The sequence below is a fragment of the Rhodococcus sp. WAY2 genome (assembly GCF_009859915.1).
In the GTDB taxonomy this organism is placed as follows: domain Bacteria; phylum Actinomycetota; class Actinomycetes; order Mycobacteriales; family Mycobacteriaceae; genus Rhodococcus_F; species Rhodococcus_F oxybenzonivorans.
This window is the reverse complement of record NZ_CP046573.1, coordinates 694,736-720,942: the sequence shown is the minus strand read 5'-3', so window position 1 is coordinate 720,942 and position 26,207 is coordinate 694,736. Positions and strand designations below refer to the sequence as shown.

Annotated in this window: 20 protein-coding genes, 2 pseudogenes and 1 other annotated feature; of the genes and pseudogenes, 8 read left to right on the top strand and 14 right to left on the bottom strand. The window is 65.9% G+C overall.

Annotated features, from left to right (window positions below; all coding sequences use genetic code 11):
* Window positions 1–173: 173 nt before the first annotated feature.
* The 7 genes from GFS60_RS33365 to GFS60_RS40015 form a co-directional block, all read right to left on the bottom strand.
* Complete coding sequence (locus tag GFS60_RS33365; protein WP_159928673.1) at window positions 174–716, bottom strand: RNA polymerase sigma factor; 543 nt, start codon at window positions 714–716, stop codon at window positions 174–176.
* 145 nt (window positions 717–861) lie between these two features.
* Window positions 862–1,275 (bottom strand): hypothetical protein, encoded by a 414-nt coding sequence (locus GFS60_RS33360; protein ID WP_236603628.1) that lies wholly within the window; start codon window positions 1,273–1,275, stop codon window positions 862–864.
* Between the two features lie 180 nt (window positions 1,276–1,455).
* Entirely contained in the window at window positions 1,456–2,403 is a 948-nt protein-coding gene (locus tag GFS60_RS33355; protein WP_159928671.1) for a C39 family peptidase, read from the bottom strand.
* A 131-nt stretch (window positions 2,404–2,534) separates the two neighbouring features.
* Window positions 2,535–3,401, bottom strand: a complete 867-nt coding sequence (locus tag GFS60_RS33350; protein ID WP_159928669.1) for a hypothetical protein — start codon at window positions 3,399–3,401, stop codon at window positions 2,535–2,537.
* Window positions 3,402–3,609: 208 nt separating this feature from the next.
* Window positions 3,610–5,514: an Hsp70 family protein gene (locus GFS60_RS33345; protein ID WP_159928667.1), complete on the bottom strand. Its 1,905-nt coding sequence runs from the start codon at window positions 5,512–5,514 to the stop codon at window positions 3,610–3,612.
* A gap of 234 nt (window positions 5,515–5,748) precedes the next feature.
* Window positions 5,749–7,176 (bottom strand): GTPase, encoded by a 1,428-nt coding sequence (locus tag GFS60_RS33340; protein WP_159928665.1) that lies wholly within the window; start codon window positions 7,174–7,176, stop codon window positions 5,749–5,751.
* Window positions 7,173–9,056 carry a dynamin family protein gene (locus GFS60_RS40015; protein WP_159928663.1) on the bottom strand — a complete coding sequence of 628 codons (1,884 nt, stop codon included), beginning with the start codon at window positions 9,054–9,056 and terminating at the stop codon, window positions 7,173–7,175. The genes GFS60_RS33340 and GFS60_RS40015 overlap by 4 nt, the downstream gene beginning before the upstream one ends.
* A gap of 279 nt (window positions 9,057–9,335) precedes the next feature.
* Between GFS60_RS40015 and GFS60_RS33330 the strand changes: the two genes are divergently transcribed.
* Window positions 9,336–10,607, top strand: coding sequence for a DUF7373 family lipoprotein (locus GFS60_RS33330; protein WP_236603627.1), 1,272 nt, complete (start codon window positions 9,336–9,338; stop codon window positions 10,605–10,607).
* A gap of 200 nt (window positions 10,608–10,807) precedes the next feature.
* The gene (locus GFS60_RS33325) at window positions 10,808–11,017 is read left to right on the top strand and encodes a hypothetical protein (RefSeq protein ID WP_159928661.1); all 210 of its coding nucleotides are present in this window, start codon (window positions 10,808–10,810) and stop codon (window positions 11,015–11,017) included.
* Window positions 11,018–11,696: 679 nt separating this feature from the next.
* Here GFS60_RS33325 and GFS60_RS33320 read toward each other — a convergent pair.
* Together GFS60_RS33320 and GFS60_RS38795 are read right to left on the bottom strand one after the other, a co-directional pair.
* The gene (locus GFS60_RS33320) at window positions 11,697–12,842 is read right to left on the bottom strand and encodes a citrate synthase 2 (RefSeq protein ID WP_159928659.1); all 1,146 of its coding nucleotides are present in this window, start codon (window positions 12,840–12,842) and stop codon (window positions 11,697–11,699) included.
* A gap of 936 nt (window positions 12,843–13,778) precedes the next feature.
* The gene (locus GFS60_RS38795; protein ID WP_201453692.1) at window positions 13,779–14,231 is read right to left on the bottom strand and encodes a hypothetical protein; all 453 of its coding nucleotides are present in this window, start codon (window positions 14,229–14,231) and stop codon (window positions 13,779–13,781) included.
* Window positions 14,232–14,307: 76 nt separating this feature from the next.
* Here GFS60_RS38795 and GFS60_RS33310 point away from each other — a divergent pair, with 76 nt between their 5' ends.
* The 3 genes and pseudogenes from GFS60_RS33310 to GFS60_RS33300 all read left to right on the top strand — a co-directional run bounded on the left by GFS60_RS33310 (window position 14,308) and on the right by GFS60_RS33300 (window position 17,336).
* Window positions 14,308–14,511, top strand: a complete 204-nt coding sequence (locus GFS60_RS33310; RefSeq protein ID WP_159928655.1) for a hypothetical protein — start codon at window positions 14,308–14,310, stop codon at window positions 14,509–14,511.
* Window positions 14,511–15,309 (top strand): annotated as a pseudogene (locus GFS60_RS33305) (hypothetical protein). Before GFS60_RS33310 ends, GFS60_RS33305 begins: the two are co-directional and overlap by 1 nt.
* Before the next feature lie 635 nt (window positions 15,310–15,944).
* Window positions 15,945–17,336, top strand: coding sequence for an MFS transporter (locus GFS60_RS33300; RefSeq protein WP_159928653.1), 1,392 nt, complete (start codon window positions 15,945–15,947; stop codon window positions 17,334–17,336).
* Window positions 17,337–17,426: 90 nt separating this feature from the next.
* On the opposite strand, the pseudogene GFS60_RS40495 reads toward GFS60_RS33300, so the two are convergent.
* Window positions 17,427–17,574 (bottom strand): annotated as a pseudogene (locus GFS60_RS40495) (IS30 family transposase); the annotation flags it as partial.
* A gap of 71 nt (window positions 17,575–17,645) precedes the next feature.
* On the opposite strand from GFS60_RS40495, the gene GFS60_RS40010 reads away from it, so the two are divergent.
* The 3 genes from GFS60_RS40010 (at window position 17,646) to GFS60_RS40485 (ending at window position 18,908) form a co-directional block, all read left to right on the top strand.
* Window positions 17,646–17,999: a transposase gene (locus tag GFS60_RS40010; protein WP_268962673.1), complete on the top strand. Its 354-nt coding sequence runs from the start codon at window positions 17,646–17,648 to the stop codon at window positions 17,997–17,999.
* Window positions 17,957–18,076: a sequence feature (AL1L pseudoknot), on the top strand. Its footprint overlaps the gene before it by 43 nt.
* On the top strand, window positions 17,996–18,622 hold the full coding sequence (locus GFS60_RS40490; RefSeq protein WP_159928649.1) for an IS3 family transposase: 627 nt from the start codon (window positions 17,996–17,998) through the stop codon (window positions 18,620–18,622). Its footprint overlaps the feature before it by 81 nt. The genes GFS60_RS40010 and GFS60_RS40490 overlap by 4 nt, the downstream gene beginning before the upstream one ends.
* A 40-nt stretch (window positions 18,623–18,662) precedes the next feature.
* Window positions 18,663–18,908: an integrase core domain-containing protein gene (locus GFS60_RS40485; RefSeq protein WP_442972215.1), complete on the top strand. Its 246-nt coding sequence runs from the start codon at window positions 18,663–18,665 to the stop codon at window positions 18,906–18,908.
* 305 nt (window positions 18,909–19,213) lie between these two features.
* Here the strand turns inward: GFS60_RS40485 and GFS60_RS33280 are convergent, their stop codons facing one another.
* The 4 genes from GFS60_RS33280 to GFS60_RS33265 all read right to left on the bottom strand — a co-directional run bounded on the left by GFS60_RS33280 (window position 19,214) and on the right by GFS60_RS33265 (window position 26,058).
* Entirely contained in the window at window positions 19,214–19,984 is a 771-nt protein-coding gene (locus tag GFS60_RS33280) for an SDR family NAD(P)-dependent oxidoreductase (RefSeq protein ID WP_159928647.1), read from the bottom strand.
* Window positions 19,985–21,020: 1,036 nt separating this feature from the next.
* A complete protein-coding gene (locus tag GFS60_RS33275; RefSeq protein WP_236603626.1) occupies window positions 21,021–21,515 on the bottom strand; it encodes a DoxX family protein in 495 nt (164 codons plus the stop codon).
* 381 nt (window positions 21,516–21,896) lie between these two features.
* Window positions 21,897–22,016, bottom strand: coding sequence for an NAD(P)-binding protein (locus GFS60_RS33270; RefSeq protein WP_159928645.1), 120 nt, complete (start codon window positions 22,014–22,016; stop codon window positions 21,897–21,899).
* A 763-nt stretch (window positions 22,017–22,779) separates the two neighbouring features.
* Window positions 22,780–26,058, bottom strand: a complete 3,279-nt coding sequence (locus GFS60_RS33265; RefSeq protein WP_159928643.1) for a protein kinase domain-containing protein — start codon at window positions 26,056–26,058, stop codon at window positions 22,780–22,782.
* Between the last annotated feature and the right edge of the window lie 149 nt (window positions 26,059–26,207).

The window sequence follows — 26,207 nt, the reverse complement described above, 5'->3', positions numbered from 1 at the left end:
TCCCGCACGACCGAGGACCCGAACCGCCAGGGCGCCCGGACCGCGACGGTCGGCGCGTTTCACGGACAGGCCACGCGGACGAGGGAACAGCAGAAAAGTCAGCATCATTTCCCGCTCAGCGCCGGTGATAGTTGACCCGCGGTGTGGCCACCGCGCCACCCGGCCGGAGCCTTCTAAAGATCGAGCGCGGGGGTGAGCAGGGTGGCCAGTTGCTTGCGGGCACGGTGGATTCGGGTTTTCACGGTGGCGACGGTGACACCCTGGTGTTCGGCGATGTCGGCGTAGGGCAGGGCGGCGAACTCGGCGAGGACGATCGCGACCCGGAAGTCTTCCGGGAGTTGGGCCAGGGCGCGGCGGACCGCGTCGATGGTGGTGACCTGGTCGTCGAATCGGGGTGCGGGGTCTTCCAGGAGAATGCCGTACTCGCCGTCGGAGTCATCGAGGCTGTCGGTGTTCTTGCGGCGGCGCACGACGGCGAGGGCGGCGTTGGCGGCGATGCGGTGCAGCCAGGTGTTGAAACGGGCGTCGCCCCGGAACTTCGGCAGGTTCTGCCAGGCGGCGGTGAGCGTGTCCTGCAGGGCGTCTTCGGCGTCGTGGGTGTTGCCGGTGATCTGCAGGCAGACGTGCCAGGCGTTGGTGCGGTAGCGGCCGACGAGCTGGGCGAAGGCGTGATGATCCCCTGCGCGGCACGCCGCGATCAGGTCCGCGTCATCCATGTCTGGTCCCCCCGTACCGTGATCACTAGTTAGTCGCCGCCCCGGGCGCCGAGGGAATCGTACCCGCCGTCACATACAGCCCGCCCGACCCAGGAACTTCCCCTGCGAACCACACCAGAAACGGGGAGGGCGGGATCGGTGTGGGTTAGAGCGGGTCGATGTCGTGGTGCCCGCCGAGGTCGATGCCGGGATCGGCCGGGTCGTCGACACCGAGAAGGGTCGGGTCGGCGCTGTCGTCACCGAAAAGGTCCTCGCCTGCCGGGAGGTTGACATCCGGGTCGTCGGCGTCGACGTCGGTATCGATGTCGTGGTTCAGGCCGGTGACGTGGCCGTCGGTGTCGAGGTCGGTGTCGTCGTCGAGCAGGATGATCTCGTCGTCCTCGGATACGACGGGGATGTCGTCGAGGTCGGGGACGAGGCCGGGGTCGACGGGCGCGGTGGTCGGGTCGAGAGCGATCTCGAGGGCCCGCGCCCACACCTCGTCGGGCACGGGCGGCAGCGCATTACCCGATACCCCTAGTGCGGCAAGGACGGAATCGTCGTCCATTGCTGCTCTCACCTCGCTTCCTTGGAGTCTGTCGGTGCGCCGGCACAGCGCACGCCCACCTGTTGGATGCACCGGATCGCCGGAAGGTTCCCGCCGAGCACCACATTTTTCGGTCACCGTCACCGATGTCGGTGAGGGTGGCGTAGTCCAGTGTGCACGCCCGGCCTGTCGTCGGCTGGTAGCGACCGGCGACTAGAGGTCGATCATCGCCCACCGCCGACCGGATGCCGTCACCGCCACCGCGACCGGCGCTGTCACCGGGTCCGGGTGGTCGGCCAGGTCGGGGTCGGGGGTGTCGGCGACGAGTATCCGGTGGCCCGAGTCGGCCCAGGCTTCCTGGAATTGGTCGATGGGCACCTCGATCTGGTTGCCGTTCGGGGCGCCGGGGTCGGAGAGGATCACCACCCCGCGGGTTTCGTCGATGCCGGCGACGATGAGGAAGTGATCGGCCGTGTCGTCTTCTTCGGCTTCTTTATCCGGGTGCCAGATCTCACCGGAGTCGACCATTGCGATCACCCCGTAGCCGTCGTCGAGTTTGGTTTTCAGGTCGTCGATCGAGCTGTCCTGCACCGTGCAGGGCACCCCTTGATCCTCGAGGAGGATCTCGAGGTTCGGCAACGTCATGCCGCGGGTGGGGTCACCGTCCTGCGTGAGTCCGAGTTCGAGGGCCCGGTCGACGAGGTGCTGGGGGTCGTCGATGACCACGCCGGTGTACTGGGCGATCACCTGCGCGGCGCTCGCCGGCCCGCAGTACCCGTCGACCTGCTGGTAGAACCAGTTCACCGACCATTCCACCGGGTCCCCGTACACCCCGTCCCCGCCCGCCTCGGGGACCGGAACGGGTGCCGTACCCGGGTCGGCGACCGGCGCCGGGTCGGCCGCCTTCACGTCGGCCTCGTCCCGCGGCGGCGCGAGTATCGGGGGCGGGCCTGGATCGGGGTCGAGTGCGCTCAGGTCGATGCCGGACAGATCCACCGCTGCCGGCGGGTCGACGATTGCCGCGAACGGATCCTCGTCGACCGGGCCGTCAATCGGGTCGAGGTCCTCCTCGGCCGGGGTCGGTTCGCTCAGGTAGGTGTCGTCGTCGAGTGGGCCGGCGGACCAGGCTGCGGCCGTGAGGTCCGCGTGCATGTCATCCATTCGGTGCTCTCCCGGGGTGAGGTGTCGGCCCGCACCCGACGTCGGCAGGGGGCAGGGGTGGGGGTGCACCCACCGGCCGAATCCTGGCCGGGAGTGCGAGGGCGCTGTGGTGGGTGGGGTCGGGCTTGGGGTCAGGCCAGGTCGGTGGGCGTGGGCTCGGCCGGCGTCTCGCCGGGGTAGGTGCCGGCCTGCTCGTGGTAGTGGTCCTCGGCGGGGATGAGGGCTTCGAACTGCTCGATCGACCCGAGGTGCCCGTCGGTGGCGGTATCGAACGTCTCCTGGGAGCCGTCGTTGTCGGTGTCGGTGGTGCGCAAATCGAAGGTGCCGTCACCGTTGGTGTCGACCAGGGTGTCGTTGGTGATGCCGTCGACGTCGGTGTCGAGGGCCGCGGTGTCGAAGTGGCCGTCGCCGTTGCTGTCGATCAGGTGCACATCCGGGTTGCCGTCGGCGTTGGTGTCGAACTGGGTGTCGGTGATCAGCCCGCCCTCGATGACGTCCTGGCGGATCGGGGCACCGGTGGCGGAGTCGAGGTGGGTGGCGAGGTCGACGGTGCCGTCGTCGTCGAGGTCCTCGGCGAGCCGCACCCCGCCCGCGGTGGGGGCGATCCCGGTCTCGTAGGTGCCGTTACCGTCGGTGTCCTGCTCGACGAGAGTGATGGCCCCGTCCTCGTCGATATGGGTGATGGTCTCGACTCCCTCGACGCGGCTGTGGATCAGGTCGACGAGCCCGTCGCCGTCGACATCGCGCGGCGAGGAGTACTCCCCACCCGCGACGACGCCCGTATCGCCCTCGGCTGCGGTTCCCGCGCCCAGATCGGTATCACCGCTGGTTTCCGGGCCGGTGGGGGCCGCGGCGGGGATCGGGTCACCCGCCGCCGGCGGCTGTCCGATGCCCGGGGCGGGGGTGTAGGTGGCGTCCTGCGGGTCCCCGGTGAGGTTGGGGCTGGCCGAGGTCGCGTCGGAGGTCTGGTTGTCCTGTGCGCTGCGGGGGTTGCTCATGATCAGAAGTCCTTGTCGTCGAGGAGCTATCGGGCGGGGAAAGCGAAGTTCTTTGCGCTGTCGAGAGTTGGATGCGGTGAACGCCCCGAAAGGTTCCCGGCCGAGCGAAAAACTTTTCCCCGCACCCGAACACCGGTGCGCACAGCGGGGCGCCCGCCCCGGAAACACAGCCGGGGCGGGCGCGGAAAATGTGCGTGTTGGTGGGGGTTTAGTTGATCAGGCCGGCGCGGGAGAGGAACGTTTTCGCCCCGGCCAGGCCCTGGGCGTCGCCGAAGCTGGCCATCACCCCGGTCGATCCGTTGGCATACCAGATCGAGTAGGTGCCCGCGTAGCCCGGACCGTCGATGTGGGCGGCCGCGGTCCGCGGAATGTTCTCCACGATCTCGTTGTCGGTGGAGGTGGTGTCGTTGTGAAAGCCCTGCCGGATCCCCAGGACCCGCTTCTTCGCTTCCGCGGCGTCGACGCTGACGATGATCGACTGGAAGTCCTGATCGGAGATCCCGGCGGTCAACGCGCTGCCCTCCTTCAGGGTGCACTGCATCTCCACGCCACCGTTCTCGGTCTCCCCGGTGCCCTTGCAATCGGTGAGATCGGACCGCAACGATGCCGGAAGCGCCGCCAGTACAGCCTCTTTCGTGGTCGGAACCTCGGTAGCCCCGTTCCCGGAGGCGCCCGCCGGCTCCGCTGCTGCGGGGTCACCGGCCGCGGCGGCCGGGGGATCGGCAGCATTCTCGTCGCCGCCGGTGAGGGTGATCGCCCCGATCACTCCGGCGATCACCACGATGGCGGCGGCTGCGGCGCCGAGCACCATCGCCTTCTTCCTCCCGCCCCCGGCATCGGTGTTGGTGCCGGGGGGCGCCGGGGATGGGGTGGGTTGCCAGGTGGTCGCCGGGCCGGGTCTGTGTCCGGGGTTCGGGATGGGGGCGGTCGCCGCCGGACCGCCCGGGCTGCGGGGTGAGGCGGCCGGGGGTGGGCCTGGGTGCGTGTACCGCGGGGCTCCGCCCGCAACGGTGGTGTTGCCGAGGCCGCGGACGATCGGGGCGGCCGCGGCGATCGCCCCCTGCGCGACGACAGTTTTCGGGTCGTCGAGGGTGGCGATCGGCCCCAGTGCCCGGAGGTGGTCCTGCACGATCGGGATCCGGGAGGATCCGCCGGTCAAATACAGTGCATGCAGCCCGGTGGGGTCGGTGACGTGGGCGTCGGCGAGTGTTGCCCGGGTCAGGGTGACCGCCTTCTCCACAGCGGGGGTGATGAGTTCCTCGAATTCCTCCCGGGTGATCTGGAACTTTTCGGTGTGCCCGCCGCCGGTGACGGTGATGGTCGCCGACGGCGCCTCCGAGAGCAGTTCCTTGGCGCGGCGGATCGAATCGTCGAGGGCGTGCCGGATATCGATCGGCGCGGACCGCAGATAGTCACCGAGTTCGGGGTTGCGGGCCTCGAGTTGCTCGTTGACCCACCGGCGGATGTAGGCGTCGAAGTTCTTCCCCCCGAGACCGTTGTCGCCGCGGGCGGCGACCACGTCGAATGTGCCGTGCTCGTTCGCGGCGAGCACCGCGATATCGAGGGTGCCGCCACCGAAGTCGAACACCGCGATCTTCGCACCCGGGGGCAGGGTGTGGGAGCGGGAGTAGTAGTGCGCCGCCGCCCGCGGCTCGGAGACCGTCGTCACCTGCGAGGCGTCGAGGCCGAGCTGGGCGGCCGCGTCGAGGAGGACCTGGATCTCGCGGGGAGACCATGCCTCCGGGTGGGTGAGGACCAGCCGGGCGGGTGCTTGCCCGGCGTGCGCGGCCCGCGCCCGCGCCATCACCGAATCGAGGACCGCGGCGACCGGCACCGACGACGGGATCGCGTAGCCGTTGACGTGCACCACGTCCTGACCGATCACCCGTTTCGGGGAGGGCAGGTAGGCGGCCGGGTTGCTCTCGGCGCGGTTGGTGGCCACGTCCCCGACCGCGATCTGGTGTGGTGATTCGACGAACACCGCCGAGGACATCGTGGTGCGGTTGTGGCTGAGCTGCAACGCTTCCACCGCGCCGCTGACCGCACCAGTATGCGCGGCGGCGGTATTGGAGGTGCCGAAGTCGATCCCCAGCAACCAGTCCGGCCTAGACATTGCAACCCCCCGACCTCAAACCCCTCGAACCACATCCGGCGACGGAGTGGCCGCGCCCGGGCATCATGTCACGCCGGCGCGCCGGCAGCGGCTTCCACGGTCGGTAGAACATCACAAGGGGTCCTTCCACACAAAAACGGGTCTTCTCGATCGAGCGGGTACCAGTTCGATGCGTACTACGGGGAAAAGGTTCCCATCCCGCCCACACCAAATCAGGTTCGTGCTCATGGTGGGTCAGGTGGCGGCGAGGGTGCTGTAGGTGTGTGCCAGCACGATCAGGGCGGCGTCCTCGGCGGCGGTCATGGTCGACAGGGCCTGGGTGTGCGCCCAGTTCAGCTTCTGCTGCGCGCTGATTCGCACCTGCTCAGGGCCCGCGCCCTCGGGCAGGCCGAGTTGGCCGGCCGGGGTGCGGTGTTCGAGGAGGCGGCGTAGTTCGGTGGTGACGGGGGAGCGGGGGTCGGCCTCGAGCATGGACCGCAGGTGTTCGAACAGCACCACGGTGTGCAGGGCGGGGTCGCGGCGCAGGGTGTCCACGACGGCCCGGATCTGGTCGCGGGCGGGGTGGGTGAATGCGAGCTGGTCGAGTTCGCGGATGATCCGGCTGGCCCGGTGCACGGCGGCGAACCGGCCCAGATGCTGCGAGAGCACCCCGCGCACCTGCGGGATCCCCGAATGCGCGGTCAACCACTCGTTCAGGGCGGCGGCGCCGCGGGCGGCGACGTCGCGGCCATGAATGATCCCGTACTCGCCGAGCAGATCGAGGAGCCGATCCCGTATTGCGGCGGGCAGGGCGGTGGGGGTGTCGGTGTCGAGGAGGTCGAGGACCTCGAAGGGTCCGTGTCCGGTCAGCGAGGCCAGGACGCGGGCGTCGGCTTCGGTGAGCGCCCCGGTGTGGGCGGTTTCGGCGAGCAACCCGGCGATCGGCATCACCGTCATCACGGTGTCGGCGAGCCGCCCGGCCAGGACCCGGGCGTGGGCGATGGCGTGCTCGAGTGGGTTCCGTTGTCCCAGAGCGCCTTCGCCGAACCCATCGGCGCGGGAGAGCACCCCGAGGGTGTTGAGCGGGGTGAACCCGAGCTGTTTGAGGAAGGAGATTTCGTCGGCGCGCGGCGCGGAGTCGAACAGGAACACCGCGGCGTCGGCGTCGACGGAGGCGGTGCGGGTCTGCTCGTAGCCGTCGATGAGGACCCGGCGGGTGCGGGCCTCGTTCTCGGCGGTCAGCGTGGCCAGGCCGGGGGTGTCGACCAGGGTGAAATCGCGGATCGCCGCGGACGGTAACCACCGGTGCACAAAGGCCACCTGCTCCGGCGGCACCCCCAGCTCGGCGGTGTGCCCGCGGGCCAAATGCACCGGCGCCCGCCCACCGTCGAGTAACACCACCTCCGCGCGGGAGGGGGCGCCATCCTGATAGACGGCGACGATGCTGGTGGCCTCGAGGGCGGCGGTTTCGGCGACCGGCGCCCCGATCAACGCGTTCACCAGGGTGGATTTGCCGGCCTTGAGGCGGCCGACGATCACGATCCGCGGCGGTGACCAGAGGATCTGGCCGATCCGGTTGGCGTGGACGGCGAGATCGGGGGCCAGCCCGGCGAGCGCATGCAACGCCCGATCCAGACCGGCGCGCACCGGATCCCAGCCGGGGGCAGCGGGGGTGGCCGTCACCGCACACCCCCAATACCAGCCGGGGGAGCGGGGGTGGACAGTTCGGCGATCAAGGCTTCGGCGCGGGTGATGTTGTTCTCGACCACCCGCAGATTGTTCTCCAGCCGGGTCACCTTCTTCTCCCGGGTGGCCTGGTCCGTCCGCATGGTGTCCTCGGCGTCCTTGATCTGTTTCTGCAAGGTTTCGATGGAGGTCTTCACGTGTTCGCGGTAGCGGATCACGATTTCCGGGCGGGCCAGGGCGAGGGTGGATTCGAGCATCCGCGCGGTGGTCGTTTTCGTGGTCGCGATCGTCTCCCGCAGCCAGGCCAGCAGATTCGTCTTCCCGGCCCGCATCGCCTTGAACCCGAGATTGAACCCCACCCACGCGACGCCGACGACCGCCCCGACTCCCATCATCGCCGAGACCCCGATCAGACCGCCGAGCATCGACGAGCCCATCACCCCCATGGTGATCATCGACGGATCGAGCAGCCCCTGCCGTTTCCCGGCCACCTGATGGGTGTCGAGGGTGCGGTTCGACAACGTCGCGAGGACCTGTTCGGAGATTTCGTGCCAGATGACCTCCGAGGCGAACCTCGGTTGCACGATCTGGGTGTAGAGCTGCTCGAGGAACAGATTCACCGCCCCGGCCATCGCCGCCTGAAAATCGCGTTCCATCTCCGCGGTGAAGTGCTGCGGGTTCCGCCGCAACACCGCCATCCCGTTCTTGTTGATCCGGGTCGTCCACTTCTCCCGGATACTGTCGAGGCTGCGGTCGAGATCATCGGTGGCGTGCTGACGAATCAACGTCAGATCCCGCTGCAAATACTGTTCCCACTGCGCCGAGTGGTCTTTCAGGCTTTGCAACTGCGCCAACTGGGCGGTCAGATCCGGGATGACCTCACCGCTGCGGGTGATCGCCCCGATCTGGGTGCGCATATCCGCCGCCAACCCCGTCAATCCCTCGGCCGCGGTCCGCAACCCGGTGATCGCCGGAAGATGTTCGGCGATGCCGAGTTTCGATCCGATCAGCTCCCGCAGCTCGGTGATCCCCGACCGCACCTCCGCTGCGTCCCGGGCCGGGCCGGGCGGCATCTCCGCGGCGATCACCGCCCGCAGGCTCGACACCCCCACCACCGGAACCTGCCGGCCCAGATGCCGGGCCAGCAGCTCCCGGTTCTCCTCGACGATCAGCCGCCACCGGCGAATATTTTTGTCCGTCTTGGTGACCACCACGATCAGCGACTCCACCGCGGACCCGGTTCGCTCGATGAACGCCATCTCCGGTGCCGTGAGCGGGGTACTCGCATCGCACACGATTACCAACACACACGCCTGCGATGCCGACGCTTCCGCCAGTACCGCGTACGACGGATCCAACCCGCCCACCCCCGGGGTGTCGATCACGGTGACATCACCGAGCCGGCTGCCCGTCACCGGGACAATCGCCCGGGTGGGTAACTCCTGGGCCCGGGTGTCGGTGACATGGGCGCCCTCGCACGAGACCCAGTCCGCCAGATCGGCGTGCGGAATCTGCTCGGTCCGGTCCGGGAACAGGATCTGCGCGGTCCCACCCGGCTGCCCGGGCGTGGCCTCACCGAAGCTGATCGTCGTCGACGTCGTCACGTCCACCCCCACCGGGGACGCATCCCGCCAGCCGACCAGCGCATTGACCAACGAGCTCTTGCCCCGCTTGACCTCACCGACCACCACCACCGACCGGGTCTGCCCCACGGCGGCGGCCCGCTGCTCGGCGAGATCACTGATCGCGTCATACCCGAACGGCCGCAGAATCTTCCCGGTGATCGACGTCAGCAACACCTCGGCGCGCTCCCGCGGCGCCGGGGTGGCGGGGGAGGGGTCGTCGGCCGGCTGCCCGGCGCGTGCGGCACTGTCCACATCCACCCCCCTTTTCCCGTCGTCGACCTGCGCGCACCGGTGAGGTGGGCGCCGGTCGAAACCCTAGCGTGAGCGGGCCCGGACCGGCACCGTCAACCCCGGCCCACCTCCCACCACCGAATCGGGTGTGACGCAGGACACTGACGCGGTGTGGGAACCTTCCAGGCGGCCGGAGCCTCCAACTACCAGAACCACACGCCCCCGCCCGGCGACACCAAAAACCGGACACGCACAACACCAGCGGGGGGCGAAAAACAGGGAAGGGACCGAGAAAAGACGATGAGGACCACCATGTGGAGGCCCGCCGCGGCTGTGCTCGCCGCCGCCGTGCTGTTGGCCGGCTGCGCCAGTACCGACGACGCTCCCGCCGAACCCACCGGCAAATCCGGCGGCGACGCCCAGACCGCAGCGGTCGATCCGGCCGCCCTCGACACCGGCGACTACCTGATCACCCCGGCCCCGGAGTTCGGGCGGGCCACCCAGGAGACGATCCTAGACGTCGACGGGCAGCGGCTCGCCGAGTTCACCGTCGTCCCCTTCGAGATCGACCCCGAACTGACCTCGGTGAAGATGCCCACGATGGTGATGCGCAGCGGCAAGAACCTCGGTGTCGTCCTCAGCGACGCCGCCGGCGATATCGCCCACAAGAACCAGATGCTCTACGGCTACGTCTCCACCGCCACCACCCCCACCACGAAAACCACCGACCCGTCCCGGTCCGTCGTGCAAGCGGTGATGCGGTTCAACAACCCCGACGACGCCGCCGCCACCGCCCGCGAGATCCACCAGAACCTGCTCACCGTGGACGATGGCACCGGCCTCGAGACCGCCGAGAACATCGACATTCTGCCCCACACCCTCGTCTCGACCGGTCAGACGAACTTCTCCGCCGGCCCCGAGGTCTCGGTCAACGCGTTCACCCCTCACGGGAACTACCTGCTCTACACCTGGGCGAAAGCCCCCGCCGCCGAAAAGGACTGGACCGCCCGGGCCGTCGCGAAGGCCCTGTCCCTGCAAGAACCGCTCATCGACCAGTTCCCGGCCACCCCGACCCGCGCCCAGAACGGGGGCCAGTCCCCGGAACTGCCCATGATCGACCAGGACAAGGTCCTCATCTACGCCATCCCCGAAGACGACGCCCAAGCCCAACTCGGCGACGACATGGCCGCCTACGGCCCCCGCGGCATGGCGCACCGCTCCACCAACCCGCCCCTGACGTACAAGGTCCTCACCGCTGCGGGATCCGAGCACAACGCCGTCTACAAAACCAGCGTCTACCGGGCCAAGGACGACGCCGGCGCCCACACCATCCTCACCGAATTCCACAACGATCTGCTCGCCGAGGGCTTCACCACAGCCCCCACCCCGCCCGGGCTACCCGACGCCAAGTGCGTCACCAAGGACACCGTCAACGGCACCCAGGACTACTGCATGGTCGCCAACGGCCGCTACGTCGGTGAAGCCAGCGGCACCGACAACAAAAAAGACGTCGATCAGCAGATCTCCGCCCAATACTTGATCCTCGAGCACGCCGACCAAGACGCCGAATAACCCCACCGGACAAGCACTGTTCGGCGGCACTGCCCCGTCCCGCCCCCGTCCTCGAGCTGCACAGGTCGCCGCCGACACCGGGGCGGTCCTCGGCGAACCCGATTCCGCGCTGAACGCCTCGATCACCGAGCAGCAAAAAGCAGCTGACCGGCCACACATCCGCACCAACAGCAGAAATCCACCCAGGCAGGGAGAACCCCATGAAGAAGCTCATCGCCAGTGCCGCACTGCTGGCCGGCATCACCTCCGCCGGCCTCGCGCTGGCGCCGACCGCCTCGGCCCTCGACACCGAGGGCCTGTACAACCAGTGCAGCGGCCTCCACGACGGCAGCACCTGCTGGTCGCAGGAGCACGGCGTCTTCGAACACCTCGACCTCGACGGTTTAGAGATGGGATACAAGCACAACTAAGGCTGCGCGAGTAGATGATTCGCCCGGGGACGGCGACCGCGGGCTCCGCGGCCGCCGTCCCCGGGTTTCCCGCTCTCGCCGCCGCCGTGGATCGGATCTCCCGACGGTGCTACCCAGGCCGGGGCTCGGCATTGTCCCGGAACTCATAACCCCGACACCGGACACCGGACCATGGTGTGAGCTCCCGCAGACGGCGCAGGCCCGGAACTCATCGTGTGTGGATGACGGGCTGTTGCCGAGGCGTGTGTGCGCAACCGTTTCGTGGGAAGTACACTCAACGACGTTCGCAGAGCATCCCCCCAAATTTTGCACTGTTGAACGCCCCCCGTGTCCAGCGTCCCCCCGACCTGGACACCCGCGCCCCAGTGCCACCCCCCGGTGCTGGGGCGCATTGCGTTCCCTCGACCAGCAACCTCCGATGTTCGGTCTTCCCCTCCCGAACCAGCTTTCGAACAATCCCTCACGGAGAAGGGCAGCGATGACCGAGACCGCCACCGGCATGGGCCGCGTCCCTGTCGGCGATCCCGATCCCGCTCCGCTTCGATCCGCAGGTCAAGCAGCAACTCGATGAGGTGGCCGCCGGGGGGTCGCCGACCGGTCAACGATCCCTCAGCGGGCGACCGGACCCGGCCGGGTCAGGATCACGGACACCGTCGAGGCACTCCAAGATGTCGAATGATCAGTTGGTGTGGGCGATCTGGTCCCAGCCCTCGACGGACTCGGGGGTGCGGGGTGCGGGGCCGGTGTAGATGGCGGCGGGGCGGACGAGCTTGCCCAGACGTTTCTGCTCGAGGATGTGGGCGCACCAGCCGGCGGTGCGGCCGCAGGTGAACATCGCGGGCATCATGTGCGCGGGAACCTCGGCGAAGTCGAGGATGACCGCGGCCCAGAACTCGACGTTGGTTTCGATGGCCCGGTCGGGGCGGCGCTCGCGGAGTTCGGCGAGGGCGGCCTGCTCGAGGGCGGCGGCCGCTTCGTAGCGGGGGGCGTTCAGGCGTTTGGCGGTGGCGCGCAGCACCCGGGCGCGGGGGTCTTCGGCGCGGTAGACGCGGTGACCGAAGCCCATCAGCTTGTCTTTGCGGTCGAGGATGCCCTTGACCAGGGCGCGGGCGTCGCCGGACTTCTCGGTGTCCTCGATCATCGGCAGGACGCGGGCGGGGGCGCCGCCGTGCAGCGGGCCGGACATGGCACCGATCGCCCCGGAGAGGGAGGCGGCGACGTCGGCGCCGGTGGAGGCGATGACGCGGGCGGTGAAGGTGGAGGCGTTCATGCCGTGTTCGGCGGCGGAGACCCAGTAGGCGTCGATCGCTTCGACGTGGGCGGGGTCGGGTTCGCCCTTCCAGCGGACCATGAATCGTTCGGTGACGGTCTTGGCCTCGTCGATCCGTTTCTGCGGGACGGCGGGCTGGTAGATGCCGCGGGCGGACTGGGCGACGTAGGACAGGGCCATCACGGAGGCGCGGGCGAGTTGTTCGCGGGCGGTGTCGTCGTCGATGTCGAGCAGGGGCTGGTATCCCCAGATGGGGGCGAGCATCGCGAGGCCGGCCTGGACGTCGACGCGGACGTCGCCGGTGTGCACGGGCAGGGGGAAGGGTTCGGCCGGGGGCAGGCCGGGGCCGAAGCGGCCGTCGACGAGCAGTGCCCACACGTTGCCGAAGGTGACGTGCTTGCCGACGAGGTCTTCGATGTCGACGCCGCGGTAGCGCAGCGCGCCGCCGTCCTTGTCGGGTTCAGCGATGTCGCTGGTGAAGGCGACCACGCCCTCCAGACCGCTGACGAAATCCTCCGGTACACGTGTGCGGTCGGTTATCTCTGCAGTAGTCATCGCAATGGATTCCTCGAATAGTGTTGTGTTGAATAGTTGTTCGGCGGTCAAAGTTGGGAGCGGGATCAGGGCGTCGCACTTCTGCCGCCGCGGCGTTTCGCCCCGGACACTGTGCGTTCGTACACGCCCGCGACAGCTTCCTTCGGAGATGCCGAGCCCTCCTGAAGCGGCGTGCATCCTCTCTCCTTAAGACCTACCGCGTCCCCTTCTCGCGGACAGTCGTCCACTCGATGAACAGAGCTGTCGCTATGGTCAGTTCCACTGAAAGCGGCTGCTCTCTGCATTGCAAGGGTTGTCAGCACAGTGCTCGTGGTCTGGACGCCACGCACAAAGGCGTCCACTGAGTGAACGTCGAGATGGTGCGCGCCACGGGTGCCAGGTGCCGCAGACGACGACCCGTCGCGGTAAAGCTCGGCACCCACACCAGGCATGAAGCAGTTTCCCGCGCCCGCCGGCTGCGGCTGATTCCATAGCCGCCCATCCGTATGACGGTACTGGTCTCGGCGAGGTGAAGGTTTAAATCCGCCAATACTTTGGCGGTGACCGCATCGAGCAGCGCTGCGGCAGTTCAGGTGTCTGTGCATGCCAATTCTTCTCCAGTTCAACACAAAGCCGGTACGCCGACGGGACTCGACCTGGTCGAGTGGCAGGTGCGGGTGGCGGCGGGCGAACCGCTCGGCTTCACCCAGGGCGACATCACCCTCACCGGACATGCCATCGAAGCCCGCGTGTTCGGGGTTCCCGCGCCCACCAGGTCGCGATTGCCGACACGTCGATGTACGACGAGTCGGCCGCCGAGCGCCACTTCCGAAAGCTGCACTCCCACCTGGCCGCCACCATCGGTTGACCTGCCGAGGACGAGGGCATTGCGGCGGATCTACGACGAGCGTGCTCCATCAGGGCGTTTCGACGTCGCGGTCGCAATCCTTGATGCGATCATTCCCTGGTGCGCGCCGGGCGCTGGGCGAGATACCGCTCGAGCTCCTCTACCTGCTCTGGGCTCATCGAGTCGTAGTACAGAGTGGCGGGCACGCCCTCGACCTGTGCATAGAACTCAAGCAGGGTGAGCCCGTTCGGCCCACTCTTGGTGGGGCCGTACACGACGAGTGGCGGCACGTGCCGCACGGTGCCGGCGTGATACCAGGTCTGGTCGTCCTCTACCCACATCGACCCTGTGACCACGGCGTCGCAGAACGGCGATTCGTGGTGGTGGCGAGGCAGCACCGTGTCAGGTGGGAAGTGCGTCATGTAGAGCACGGGGCTCTTCGGGTTGTCCGGCTCGCTCAGGATGATCTGCGTTTGGGTCAAGCCGAAGGCGAGTGGCGTCCACCCATCACGGTCCTCGAACGACGAAATGGTGATCCCCGACGGGGTCTGTCGGCTCGACACGCGAACCTCCTCGCAGTAGCGGTAGCTGGGCGGTGGCCCGCCCGCAGCACCGTATCATCCCGGATCCAGGATGTACATGCCGATACTGTATGTGACGATCGACTCTCTCGAGGCTGAGGCGCTGGGAAAGATGACGGTGGAAAAGGACGTGGCCCTCACCGACACCCTCCTGGATGCGTTGGCGTCAGCCGCGGATGTGCACGAGGTGAATCTGGCGATCAAGGCCGCCTTCGCCGACCACGAGGACGCCGCCGACGACGAAGGGGCGGGGGTGTTCTGATGGCCCTGCATCTGCCGAAGCCGCGGACCAGGAAACCGGCCCAGCAGGCGGTCGGCCTCGACGGCCTCAAAGTCTCCGCGGCGAACGCCGCCACCAGCGGGGTGGAGAAGTCGAAGCAGGTCACAACCGGGGGGACTGGCCGGGCTGACCAGCAAGGTGACGGTCACACAGTTACGGACCGAACTCGGGAACGAGGGTTTACGTCAAGCGGCGATCGACGCCGGCCGCACCCCACCGTCGGACCGCACACTGCGCCGGTGGGCGCAACAGGGCCGCATCCCGCACCCGGATGTGCTCGAGCGGGCGCAACGCCGGGCGGCGATCGAACGCCTCGGCGGTCTCGACGCGGTGGCCGCGAAGATCGGGCGGTCTCGCTCGGCGGTGTCCCGGTACCGCTCGGGGGAGACGAACGAACTGCGTGCCGACGCCAGCAAGAAACTCAAAACTGTGCGGGCCGAGGACATCATGGTCCGGGCCGGGGTGTTGCGCCCCGATGGGACACCGAAGACTGCGGTCATCCGGGTTCGGGGTGGTGTGATGGTCCGCAACGGTGCCGACGAAGGTTACGACTACCGGGTCCGGACCCTGGATTTCGCGAACTCGGACACCCCGTTCACCAGCGAGGAGTCCCGCGAACTCGCCGCCGCCCTCGCTAACGACGATCATGCCCGGGTCGTCGCCTTGCTCGAACGGCACGCCATCCTCGACTACCCGGAGAACAAGGGCTTCGACCGGTACAGCGACCAATTCGGATTCCACTTCGACCACATCGACTCCGTCCACATCGACTGGATCTGATCTGCAGGCGACGTGCCGTTTCGGTAAGCGGCGGTGTTTCCGAGATGCAGGGCGATGAGGGCAGGGTGGCTGGGGAGCGGGCCGACATCGGCAGAACCGCCGGCCGGGCCGCCATAATGCCCGCCGGCCGGCGGTTCTGCACCCCAACCGGGTTGGCATCCCGGGTGGGAGTAACTGGATGGATCCACACCTGTGAGGCTCACCTCCGCGGACGGTCGGCGGCTCTCACATCCGGCCTTGCGGTAACCGTGTCGACCCCGGCACGTACCGCAAGGCGGAGGAGCCCGGGCGGGTATCGGAGGACATTCTGGTCATCGCCGGGTGATCCAACCCACCCTCGATACCGGAACCGAGGCCCTCGTCGTCGCGGCCCCTGGACTTGCACCACCGCGGGCCTCATCGCCGCCCAACAATCGGGATCCGCGGCGGTTGCTACCGAACATATCTGTTCGCGGCGGGGCCCGCTGGGATACCCGAAGTGCATAATGGCGACGAACTTGATAGATGGATCACACGCTGGCCAATTCGACGAGTCGGTCACATAGAGCGTTAATGCTACGGTATCACGAATCCGGGATTCATGATACTGCATGGGCCGCCTCGCCGATCCTTGACCAAACGAAGTGGAGTCAGTTATGAGCACGGAACCGGTGGAGAGTACGGAACCGGTTAAACGAGCTGGTGAACGGAAATCATTCGGGCCCGTCACCTTTGTTGTCGTTGCGTTGTGCTGGCTTGCCGCGATCAGTGAGGGCTACGACGCCGCTATATTCGGCGTGTCCGTGCCGTCGCTGTTGAAGGACCCAGCGTGGGGACTCACTCCGAAAAGTGTCGGCCTAGTCGGCTCTCTCGGCGTGATTGGTATGGCCGTCGGGGCGATCGGGTCCGGCGCGCTGACCGACATACTGGGCCGCCGAAAGATGCTCATTGGTTGCGTCGCGGTGTTCTCGATTTTCACTGGCTTGTCCGCGTTCGCGCCGTCTGTGGAACTGTTCAGCCTGCTGCGTCTAGTGGCCGGTGTGGGTTTAGGAGGAGTGATTCCTACCGCCGCCGCGCTCGCCGGGGAGTACGCGCCCACGCGGGTGCGTAACCGCGTATTGATGCTGGTCTTCATGGGTTACCCGTTTGGTGGCCTGTTGGGGGCCCAGATCGGCAAGAGCCTGGTTGTTGAGTGGGGTTGGCGCCCCTTATACGCAGCTGCCTTCCTGCCGTTCGTCATTATCGTTCCGCTCGCGTTGCAGTACCTGCCCGAGTCGATAGCGTTCCTCCAGTCGAAGGGACGCCACCACGAGGCTGAACGGATCGCCACCCGCTGGGGCGTGGATCTGAGCGAGATCGAACGTCACGACGTTGCCACCTCTCATTCAGCGCCGGCCGACTCGAGCAAGCTTGCAGCCTTTCGAACAATGTTCTCCCGGCGCTACGTGTTCATAACCGTCTGCTTTGGCGCCACCTGTTTCGTGGCCCTGTTCAGTAACTGGAGTATCGCCACATGGCTTCCTCAGCTCATGCGACAGGCAGGTTACGACTTGGCTGCGGCCCTGTCGTTCAGCGTGTGGCAGCACGTGGGCGCCATCATCGGCACCTTGGTGCTCGCTGTTCTGGCAGACAAAATGGGCTCAAAGCCAGTCATTTGCGCTGCATTCCTTACAGCGGCGGCATGTATCGCGTTGCTCGCCGTACATCTGCCGTCAGGCGCGCACTACCTGATCGTGGCGCTCTCAGGGGCGGCGGGCACAAGCATCCCAGGTCTGCTGATCGCCTATGCATCCAGGCTATATCCCGTCGACGTGTCGGCGACCGCAATAGGTTGGTCAATGGGCATGGGCAGGGTAGGAGGGATCACCGCGCCGATCGTGCTCGGTCTAGTGGTAGCAGGGACTGCGCCGGGATCGCCTTGGACCCTGTTGGTCATTGCCATCCCAGGGCTCATCGGTGCCGCAGTGATCCTATTTATGCCGCCGAAGCCCTCCGCCATCAAGACGCAGCTGGCGAAAACGCCGCAGAGTGAACCGGACAGAGTTTGATGTGCACAGTGTATCTGTAGCCAGCCGTGCGTTATGCGAGCGTAAGAGCCTGGCATATTCATGCGATCGTCGCAACAAGCGCCTCGTCGGACGCTCGGCCGAAGTATACCGATCAAGCGTCTCGCCGGGGCGTTCGTTGAGTTCGGCTGCAACGAAGTCGAGGTGTTCGGGTGTGGGCGGACAGGTCGGTGTCCTTGGGGAAGTACTGACGAAGCTGCCCGTTGGAGTTCTCGTTGGACACACTGCTGCGGCGAGCGAAGTCGCGGAAGTAGGTCTACACCCCGGTGTCGACGGTGTTGCGCCCCGACTCTGGCAGAGGGGCTCATCACACGGAAGTATGAGTTCAAGGGAGCGCCGAGGAAGTACCCAGAGGAGCTGAAGGATCGGGCAACACGGCTGACGATTGAGGCCCGTCGCGACCCGAGCACACGGGCCGGGGCGATCGCGAGGAGCGCTGACCAACTGGGTATCCATCCGGAGGCCCTTCGTACCTGGGTTCGTCAGGCCGAGATCGACGGTGGTGACCGACCAGGCACCATGACCGACGATGCGAAGCGGATCGCTGCACTCGAACGTGAGGTGCGGGAACTCAAGCGGGCCAAAGAGATCTTGAAGACGGCGTCATTTTTCGCGGCAGCGGAGCTCGACCGCAAACTGAAGTGATCGTCGACTACATCGACGCACACAAGGCCGACTACGGGGTCGAGCCGATCTGCCGAGCTCTCGTTCAGGTCGCCCCGTCGACGTACTATGCCGCGAAGTCCCGGCCGCCGTCGGCCAGGGCGGTCCGCGACGCCGAACTGATCCCCGAGATCCAAAGAATGCATGCCGAGAACTACGGTGTCTACGGCGCGAGGAAGGTGAACGCGGAGCGGAACCGGCAGGGAATCCGGGTGGCCCGGTGCACGGTCGAGCGTCTCAGGTGCCGAAGGCCTACGCGGAGTCACGCGGACGAAGAACCCGCGGATCACGACACCGGCCGCCGAAACCAAGTGTCCTGCGGACCTGGTCGAGCGCCAGTTTCGCGCGGCGGCGCCGGACCAGCTGTGGGTTGCCGACATCACTTACGTCCGCACATTCGCCGGGTGGGTGTACGCCGCATTCGTCACCCGACGTGTTCTCTCCGGAGGGTCGTCGGCTGGCAACTGTCGACGAGCCTGCGCACCGATCTCGCCCTCGACGCCCTCGAAATGGGTATCTGGGCACGAACAAGAAACGGGCAGGCGATCGACCAGCTTATTCACCCTTCAGACCGCGGGTCAGTACACCGCAGCAACTTTCGCTGATGTTTGCCGTCGTCATGGGATCCGGCCGAGCCGAGATCGGGTGGGCTCGAGCTACGACAATGCCCTCGCCGAGTCGTTCTTCCAAGAACTCAAGAGGGAATGGCTGCACGGACGGAGCCTGGCTTCAAAGTCGCAGGGACGGCTCGAGCTGTTCGACTGGCTCTCGTACTACAACCGGCGTCGCCGTTCACGGCGATATCGACCACATCCCACCTGCCGAGTACGAGACCGCCTACTGGTCGAATCACGCGGCGGCCGACTACCGTGCGACATCCGCCCTCGCTGAGGCGGGAACCAGATAACCGAGCCCACGCCGAACTCGGGGCGATTCACTAATGGACCAGTGCTCGAAGTGGGCACGACATCCCATCGCGCCACAGGCGACCTGACCAACCGGCCGGGGCACGCTCTATAGTCAGGAATCGACCCTCACTTCAGGTTCCTGCAGTGCTCGCCGGCCGGAGGCTCGGTGATCAGCCTCCCCGTCCTGATCCGTTACCTGTCGAGCGCTCGCTGATCGACTCCCGCTAGGTATCTACGAAACAGTGCGGGATCGATTGCCGTCGTTTGGGCGCCAATCTCATCGAAGAATCAGATCGCGATCCCGCCGCCACCTAATGGCAGGACCTGACCCGTCAGAGGCGGGGCAGAGTCAGAAGCGAGAAGAACCACGGCGCCCGCGACGGCATCGTCATCCGACCATTGCTGCGATCCGTTTCTTCTGAGCGTCGCCGGTGCTGGCCTAGCGTACCTTTGGACACCTTCCGGCCGCTGTGTCAACACCAACGGTGCTACGACATTGACAAGGACCTTGTGCTGGGCAAGTTCGAGTGAAAGGGATCTCGTTAGACCGGCGATACCTACCGTCTTTCCGGAACCGATCTTGCTACCGAGGGCCTCGGTAGTGGTGGCCAGTGGCGGAACATTGATGATCCTTCCCGTGCCGTCAATGGGTAAGAAGGGCCGGACAGCGTTGGAGCAGTGGAAGATTCCTACCAAGTGAATGTCGAGCATCCACTGGAGCGCCTCCTTCATCAGTCTTGAGGACGTTGGCGGTACAGTTATGCCCACGTAGTTCACAAGTATGTGCAGGATCCCGTCAGCAAGACCGGATGCCCGATCTGCTGCCGCTTCAGCTGCAGCACGATCTCGAGTATCTAGACGAACATGGTCGGCATTTCCGCCGTTCTCAACGATTCGGTCTGCGACTGCAGCGGCGGCGCTCGCGTTGGCATCGGCGACCAACACCGCAGCTCCCGCGGTCGCAAGAGCCCGCGCGACCATCGAGCCGATTCCGCTGCCCGCACCGGTGACGAGCGCCGACCGGCCGGTCAAATCAATCTGGTCACTCGTGTAGATCATTTCTGGCCCCTTGGAATTTGACGCTCAAAGCAAATGTCTATTGGTTCGCCACGATTCGCAGCACTAGGAACCGGCAAATCCGGTTTCCGTCGTGCCGACGGTCTCGCCGCTTTGGCGGGCTAACACGCGACTGCGCCCGTGAGTGGACCACGCGGATCGGTCACCGTGCAGGTCATGGTCAGATGCATACCGCCAAGAAAGACGCGTCCACTAAAACGGAGGTCGAACACGTTTACTCTGAAATTTCCAGGTCTCCGAGCGGAGGTTCGCTTGCCGATGGGTGATCAGGCTTTCCGCGGCCGGAATACCATTCGCGAGTAGCCGCCCGCTTGATTAGCCGACGTTGCCGGCGAGCGATACCGGATAGCGTATAGGCCTTCGGCGTAGGCCGCAGTTTATGTAAGCAATCGACTGTCCTGTGGGTTAGCACGCGAACCATCCGCCTTCCGAAGGATACGATCCACTCGATTCATGAATTGTGCCACGGTCATACCGAACTGGATGAAGGTTTGCTCGGCCGGCACGCCCCCGAACGGAGCCCAAGCTTGCGCGAAGGCGATAAACGCCCGTTCGTCCGACGTCAATGAGTCGGAATGGATCCGCCCTCGCCGTTTCCGCTTGTACCGCCTAATGTCATCTCTAACGTATTCACGCCTGATATCGCTGGGCTCGACGCATCTTGATTCCGGATGGTGAACCCCGTGACTGTCGATTGTCTTTTCTGGAACTTTGCTTTCCTGGTGCTGCCGCATCGCACCTGAACCTTTCCTTAGTTACCCATTAATATGATTGAGTGTTCAATAATTTCAGCCCATAAATAGAGTCCCCTGGACCCATCGTCAGAGCAACTGGTGGCTCTCCTTCCGCTTGGATCCGAGTACCAGAGACCCGTTGGAATTTTCTCAGGAATAGGAGAAAGCCGGTCGCCGAGAAGTCGAGATGGCCGATCTCCTACTTCGCTAGCTCCACTGTGGCATTCTCTGCTAAATCCACAATCAAGACTTAATTGATAATTCTCGATAGAGCCATTGCAGGGTTAGGTACTTACTGGCATGGTTTTAGTCCGACCGGCTAGTAGGAGCGCCATTGCGCTTATTACCCCGAACCCAAATGCAACAATCGCCCAAATTAGACCGTTTAGATGCCAATCCAATGCTGCGTCGATCGACCATCCACCAGGTCCCATCGCCGCGATACACACCGCCACCAATCCGACGAGCCCGACATACTCCCAACCGCCTTTGAATACAAAGAACCCTTTCCCGCTGTGGTCAGTTCGACCCGCGACGGTCATCAACGCCACGAAGGCAGCAGAAGCAAAAGGTATTAACAAGCCGAGAACCATTAGGGTACCGGCGCCGATCTCGGTGAATGCGGCAAGTCGGGCGTGAAGCCAAGGAGGACGAAAGCCAAGGCTCTCGAACCAACTCGTTGTACCGGCAAGGCCGCCAGGGCCAGAAATTTTGTTAATCCCATGCGTGATAAGCATTCCGCCCAGTCCAAGCCTGAGCGCGAGCAGTGTCACATCCATTGTGTACATCGTCACCATCCTGTGTTCATAGCCGCCGAATGCGGACGCCATCGCCGAGGGAGTCGGAGCGTTCGACGATCAGGACTGCTGCCCTCCCGGTGGGAGTCCGTTGTGTGTGTGGGGGGTCGATCGTGTCCGTGACCGGGGAGGGTAGTTCGCGGTCGATTTTGGGTGGAGGAGGGCCCGTGCACGAAACGTCGACCTGGCCGACCTACCTGACACTGTCTATGTTCTGTGGGGGTTTTCGGTGGTGGTGTGGAGGTCTTGGGATGGCGTTTTGCCCGGGATGTAGCCGAGCTCCTCGAGCAACGGCATGTAGCAGTAAGCATCGACGTCGCAGCGGATCCCGGGGTAGCGATTCCAATGCCACGTGCCGTCGAGTCACTTCCCATCTCGATCACCCGGATGCATGTTCTCGGCGCCGGCCTGCCGAAGACGAGCCGCCGTGAGGAGTCCGGCGAAGCCGGCGCCGATGATTGCCGTCTCGACCTCATCGACCATCGGAGCGCGGGTGAACCCCGGCTCGGCATAAGTGTCCTCGGCGGACTCTTCAAGGCGCCAGTGAGATTGATGTACTGGGAAAGTCCGTCTGAGCGAAGCCGCTTGTCCCTCTCTGCGAGGTCCTCCTCGCGCAAGGTATCAGGATCAAATCCCAGGGGAGGGCTGACAGAATGGACATCGGTCACGGTTACTCCTCGACGAGAAGGAAGGTGTCGGCCTTCAACAACACAAAACGTATCCTGGATACAGGAAAGATTGTACCCGTCCACGGCGTCGCGCGCGTCGCCGTTCCGCGAATACCGACCGTCCCGCGAACTGGGCCGGGGCGTAGCGCGGACGCGACAGAGCAGGATGCAGTCGCCGCGGCCGGCCGCGCGTTCGAGGCACCTCCGCGAGCACGGACACGAGTCCGGGCCCGTTGCGGAGCAGTTGCGCGGCGCTGTGCAGGCGCAACGGGAAGAATTCGGCCACATGGTCGTCAGCGAGGCCAACGTCCCTACCGGGGCTGCGCCGCAGCCCGACAAGGCGTGTCGTCGTCGGCTCCGGTTTCAGCGCAGCCTGACGCAGGGACCCGCGGTCAGAGTGGCCGACCACCACCACTCGCTACGCCGAAGAATGTTGACCATCACGCGAAGTGCGTATCGGCAGGTCAGGTGCGCTGTGTTTGCGCTGTGGAGCGAGCACGTCCCACGCTACGCCTTCAAAAGTCGACCCGAGAACCGCGAACTTGACTCAAAGTACAGGCTCCGCCGGTCCTAGAAATCTAGTCGTGTGCCTGCTCGGCAACCCAGGCAGCGACCTGTGTCCGGGAGGTGAAACCCAGTTTGGCCAGGATATGTTCCACGTGCCCTTGTGCGGTGCGGGGGGATATCACCAGGCGGTCGGCGATGGCCTGATTGGTCAGGCCTTCGGCGATCAGGTCGACGACCTGTCGTTCCCTCTTGGTCAGTCGCGTCGACCCCTCGGAATCGGGCGCGGAGGTGGCGGGCGGATGTTCGTGGAGGGCGTAGGCGATGGCCGCGTCGAAGCTGAGCTGTTCACCCTTGCGGTAGGCCGTTGCGAATGCTCTGTCCCCCAGTTTCTGTCGCGCCGACTGAACGCATTCCTTCTGGTAAGCAAGAAGTGTCGAGTGTATGACGGCAGCACTTCCCACCGACGTCGCCAGCCCGTCCGCGGCTCCCATCAGCACTGCGGCCCGAGCGGCGTCGTGCCGCTCGCACGCGATCCAGGCCAGCGCCTCGAGGCAGGCCGCGGCGAAGCGGGGGCCGTGCACGTGCCTAGTCAGCTCCAGCGTTTGTTCGAGAAGCCGGACCGCGCGATCGGTATCGCCTTGACGCCACACAGCAATTCCCAAGGCCCACAGTGAATGCGACTGATACACCTTCTCGCCATGCATCTCCGTGATCGCGATAACACGTTCGTGGTATTCGATCGCCCGGTCCGTCAGGCCGGACAGTTGATAGGCCAACCCCAAGGGGTACAGGGCGGCTACTTCGAGCATTGTATCCCTGCGTTCGCTGAACGCCGCGAGCGCGGTTTCCAGGTGCGAGCATGCTCGCGCGAAATCACCACTGAGAAGGCCGAGCATGCCGTCGGCGCAGTCGACGTAAGCGCGCATAACTGGGTCACTGGTGTGCGCGACGAGGGCACGTGCCTCCTCGACGAGTGCGGTCCCGGCCGCAAGGTCGCCCTGTATATTCACCATGATGCTGTTGTAGTAGAGCGCCTTGACCCAATCGAGAGTGGGTGGGCCGCTCTGGCGGGCGAGCAGTTGGTCGAGCCAGCGTCGCCCCTCGTTGTGGAGGCCTTGAGAGCTCCAGAACCAGCGGAGTGCGGCGGCGGTGCGGAGTCCGGCGGCGGGGTCGTCTTCGATGCTGAATTCGAGGGCCTCCCGAAGGTTTGGTTGTTCCCGTTTCAGTCGGGCGATCCAGTGGAGTTGGCGGGCGCTGATCCACTCGGCCTCCGCATCGAGCACCAACGCCTCGTACCACTCTCGGTGCCGGCGACGCAGGATCAAGTCCTCGCCGGTCTGCTCGAGTTTCTCGTACCCGTATTCACGGAGAGTCTCGAGCATCCGAAACCGCACTACCGACCCGGATTCCTCCCGGATCAGGATCGACTTCTCCACCAACGACGTCACCGTGTCCAGTAACTCGTCCGGATCCAGGCCCGCACCGCAGACCTGCTCCGCGGCATCGTGTTCGAAGGTTCCCGCGAACACCGCCAGCCGCCCCCACACCAGTTGCTCTCCGGCGGTGCACAACTCGAAGCTCCAGTCGATACACAACCGCAGCGTCTGCTGCCGCGACGGAGCACCCCTGCTGCCACGGGACAGTAGGGCATAGCGGTCGGTCAGCCGCGCAAGGATCTGCTCGGGTGACATCGCGCGCAACCGGGCCGCCGCCAACTCGATCGGCAACGGCAACCCGTCGACCCGGTGGCAGATCCCGGCCACCGTTCCCGCATTGGTTTCGGTGAGCACGAAGCCGGGAACGGCGGCGGCGCCGCGTTCGGCGAACAAGGTCACCGCATCGTATTTGGGCAACCCCCGCAGCGACGGTGTCCGCTCCGGATCCGGGACACCCAGCGGCGGAACCCGCAGCACCGCCTCCCCTCCGACGCTAAGCGGTTCACGGCTCGTCGCCAGAATCCGCAACCGCGGGCACACCCGCAGCAGGTGGGCGGCGAGTTCGGCGACCGCGTCCACCACGTGCTCGCAATTGTCGAGAACCAACAGCACCTCTCGCGGTGAAAGGAACTCGATCAGGACCTCACGCAACGGCCGTGCCGAGTGATCCCACAATCCCACGGCACCGGCGATTGCGTCGACCAGCGACCACTCGTCGCGCAGTTCACCCAACTCGACCAGCCGCACACCGTCGGCGTACTCGCGCTGCACACTCGCCGCGGCCCGCATCGCCAGCCGGGTCTTGCCGACACCCCCGATCCCGGTCAACGTCACCAGTCGGGAGCCGGTCAGCAGGTTCTTCGCCTCAGTGAGCTCGTGTCGGCGGCCGACGAAACTGGTCAGTTCCAGGGGGAGTCTGCCCACCGCGCCCAGAGTGGAGGGGGCAGTGGAACGTCGCCGGCTGCGCGACACAGGTACTCGCTCACTGATCTCCGCATCCACCTCTGCATCGGGTTCTGCACGGAGTGCCATCTCGTCGACCGGGAAGCCGTGCGCGTGTTGCAGGCTGCGCAGTTCGTCTCCGAAGTCGGCGGCGGTGGCCGGCCGCTGCCCGGGGGTCCGGGCCATCGCGCGGGCGATCGTGTCGGACACGTCGTCGGGGATCCCCTGCTCGGTCAGGTCGGGGACCGGTTGTGTGGTGATTCGTAGAAACTGGGCGACGACCTGCTCACCGGTGCGGCGTTCGAACGCGGCATGCCCGGTCAGGGCACTGAACAGGGTGGCGCCGAGACCGTAGACATCGGAAGCCGGGCTCGGTGGGTCACCCGCGAGTACCTCCGGCGCGGTGTACGCCGGTGACCCGGTGACGGCGCCGGTGGCGGTCTCGAAGCCGCCGGTGATGTGTGCGATGCCGAAATCGGTCAGCTCCGGCTCCCCGTACTCTGACAGCAAAATGTTCGCGGGTTTGACGTCCCGGTGCAGGATGCCGAGCCGGTGCGCCGACTCCACCGCACCGGCCATCTTCACCCCCAACCGAAGAACCTGATCCAACGGCAGCGGCCCCTCACCGCGGATCCGTGCCTCCAGTGAATCCTGCGGGTGATACGGCATGACAATGAAGGGACGGCCGCTATCGGTGGCACCGACCTGCAGAATGTTGACGATGTTCGGGTGCCCGGTCAGCCGACCCATCGCCCGCTGCTCCCGGAAGAACCGGGCCCGGTTCTCCTCGTCGAGATTGACGGTGAGCACCTTCACCGCCACCGTGCGATCCAGTTCCGCCTGGATGCACCGGTAGACCACGCCGAAACCGCCACGGCCGATCTCCTGAACATCGCCGAAGCCCGCGCCGGCCAGCTCCGCGGCTGGTGACGGCGGGTACCGCTGCGTGTCGAGCGGGTCACCTTCACCCATCGGACGGACTACTCACTCCGTCGGGCTCGTGGTGCCGCGAACTGGTCCCGACGGCATGACCAGCGCAGATACAACCGTGGATTCAGTTTTCGATCGCGTGCTAGCAAGGATATCGCGGCCGGGGCTAGCCCGGGGTGACGCCTGCTGTT

Coding starts and splice junctions, on each gene's coding strand:
- GFS60_RS33270 (WP_159928645.1), bottom strand. CDS start 22,016: ATGGTCGATGAGGTCGAGACGGCAATCATCGGCGCCGGCTTCGCCGGA.
- GFS60_RS33275 (WP_236603626.1), bottom strand. CDS start 21,515: ATGGATGTGACACTGCTCGCGCTCAGGCTTGGACTGGGCGGAATGCTT.
- GFS60_RS33320 (WP_159928659.1), bottom strand. CDS start 12,842: ATGACTACTGCAGAGATAACCGACCGCACACGTGTACCGGAGGATTTC.
- GFS60_RS33350 (WP_159928669.1), bottom strand. CDS start 3,401: ATGAGCAACCCCCGCAGCGCACAGGACAACCAGACCTCCGACGCGACC.
- GFS60_RS33365 (WP_159928673.1), bottom strand. CDS start 716: ATGGATGACGCGGACCTGATCGCGGCGTGCCGCGCAGGGGATCATCAC.
- GFS60_RS33300 (WP_159928653.1), top strand. CDS start 15,945: ATGAGCACGGAACCGGTGGAGAGTACGGAACCGGTTAAACGAGCTGGT.
- GFS60_RS33265 (WP_159928643.1), bottom strand. CDS start 26,058: ATGGGTGAAGGTGACCCGCTCGACACGCAGCGGTACCCGCCGTCACCA.
- GFS60_RS33325 (WP_159928661.1), top strand. CDS start 10,808: ATGAAGAAGCTCATCGCCAGTGCCGCACTGCTGGCCGGCATCACCTCC.
- GFS60_RS33345 (WP_159928667.1), bottom strand. CDS start 5,514: ATGTCTAGGCCGGACTGGTTGCTGGGGATCGACTTCGGCACCTCCAAT.
- GFS60_RS33330 (WP_236603627.1), top strand. CDS start 9,336: ATGAGGACCACCATGTGGAGGCCCGCCGCGGCTGTGCTCGCCGCCGCC.
- GFS60_RS33355 (WP_159928671.1), bottom strand. CDS start 2,403: ATGGATGACATGCACGCGGACCTCACGGCCGCAGCCTGGTCCGCCGGC.
- GFS60_RS33280 (WP_159928647.1), bottom strand. CDS start 19,984: ATGATCTACACGAGTGACCAGATTGATTTGACCGGCCGGTCGGCGCTC.
- GFS60_RS33310 (WP_159928655.1), top strand. CDS start 14,308: ATGCCGATACTGTATGTGACGATCGACTCTCTCGAGGCTGAGGCGCTG.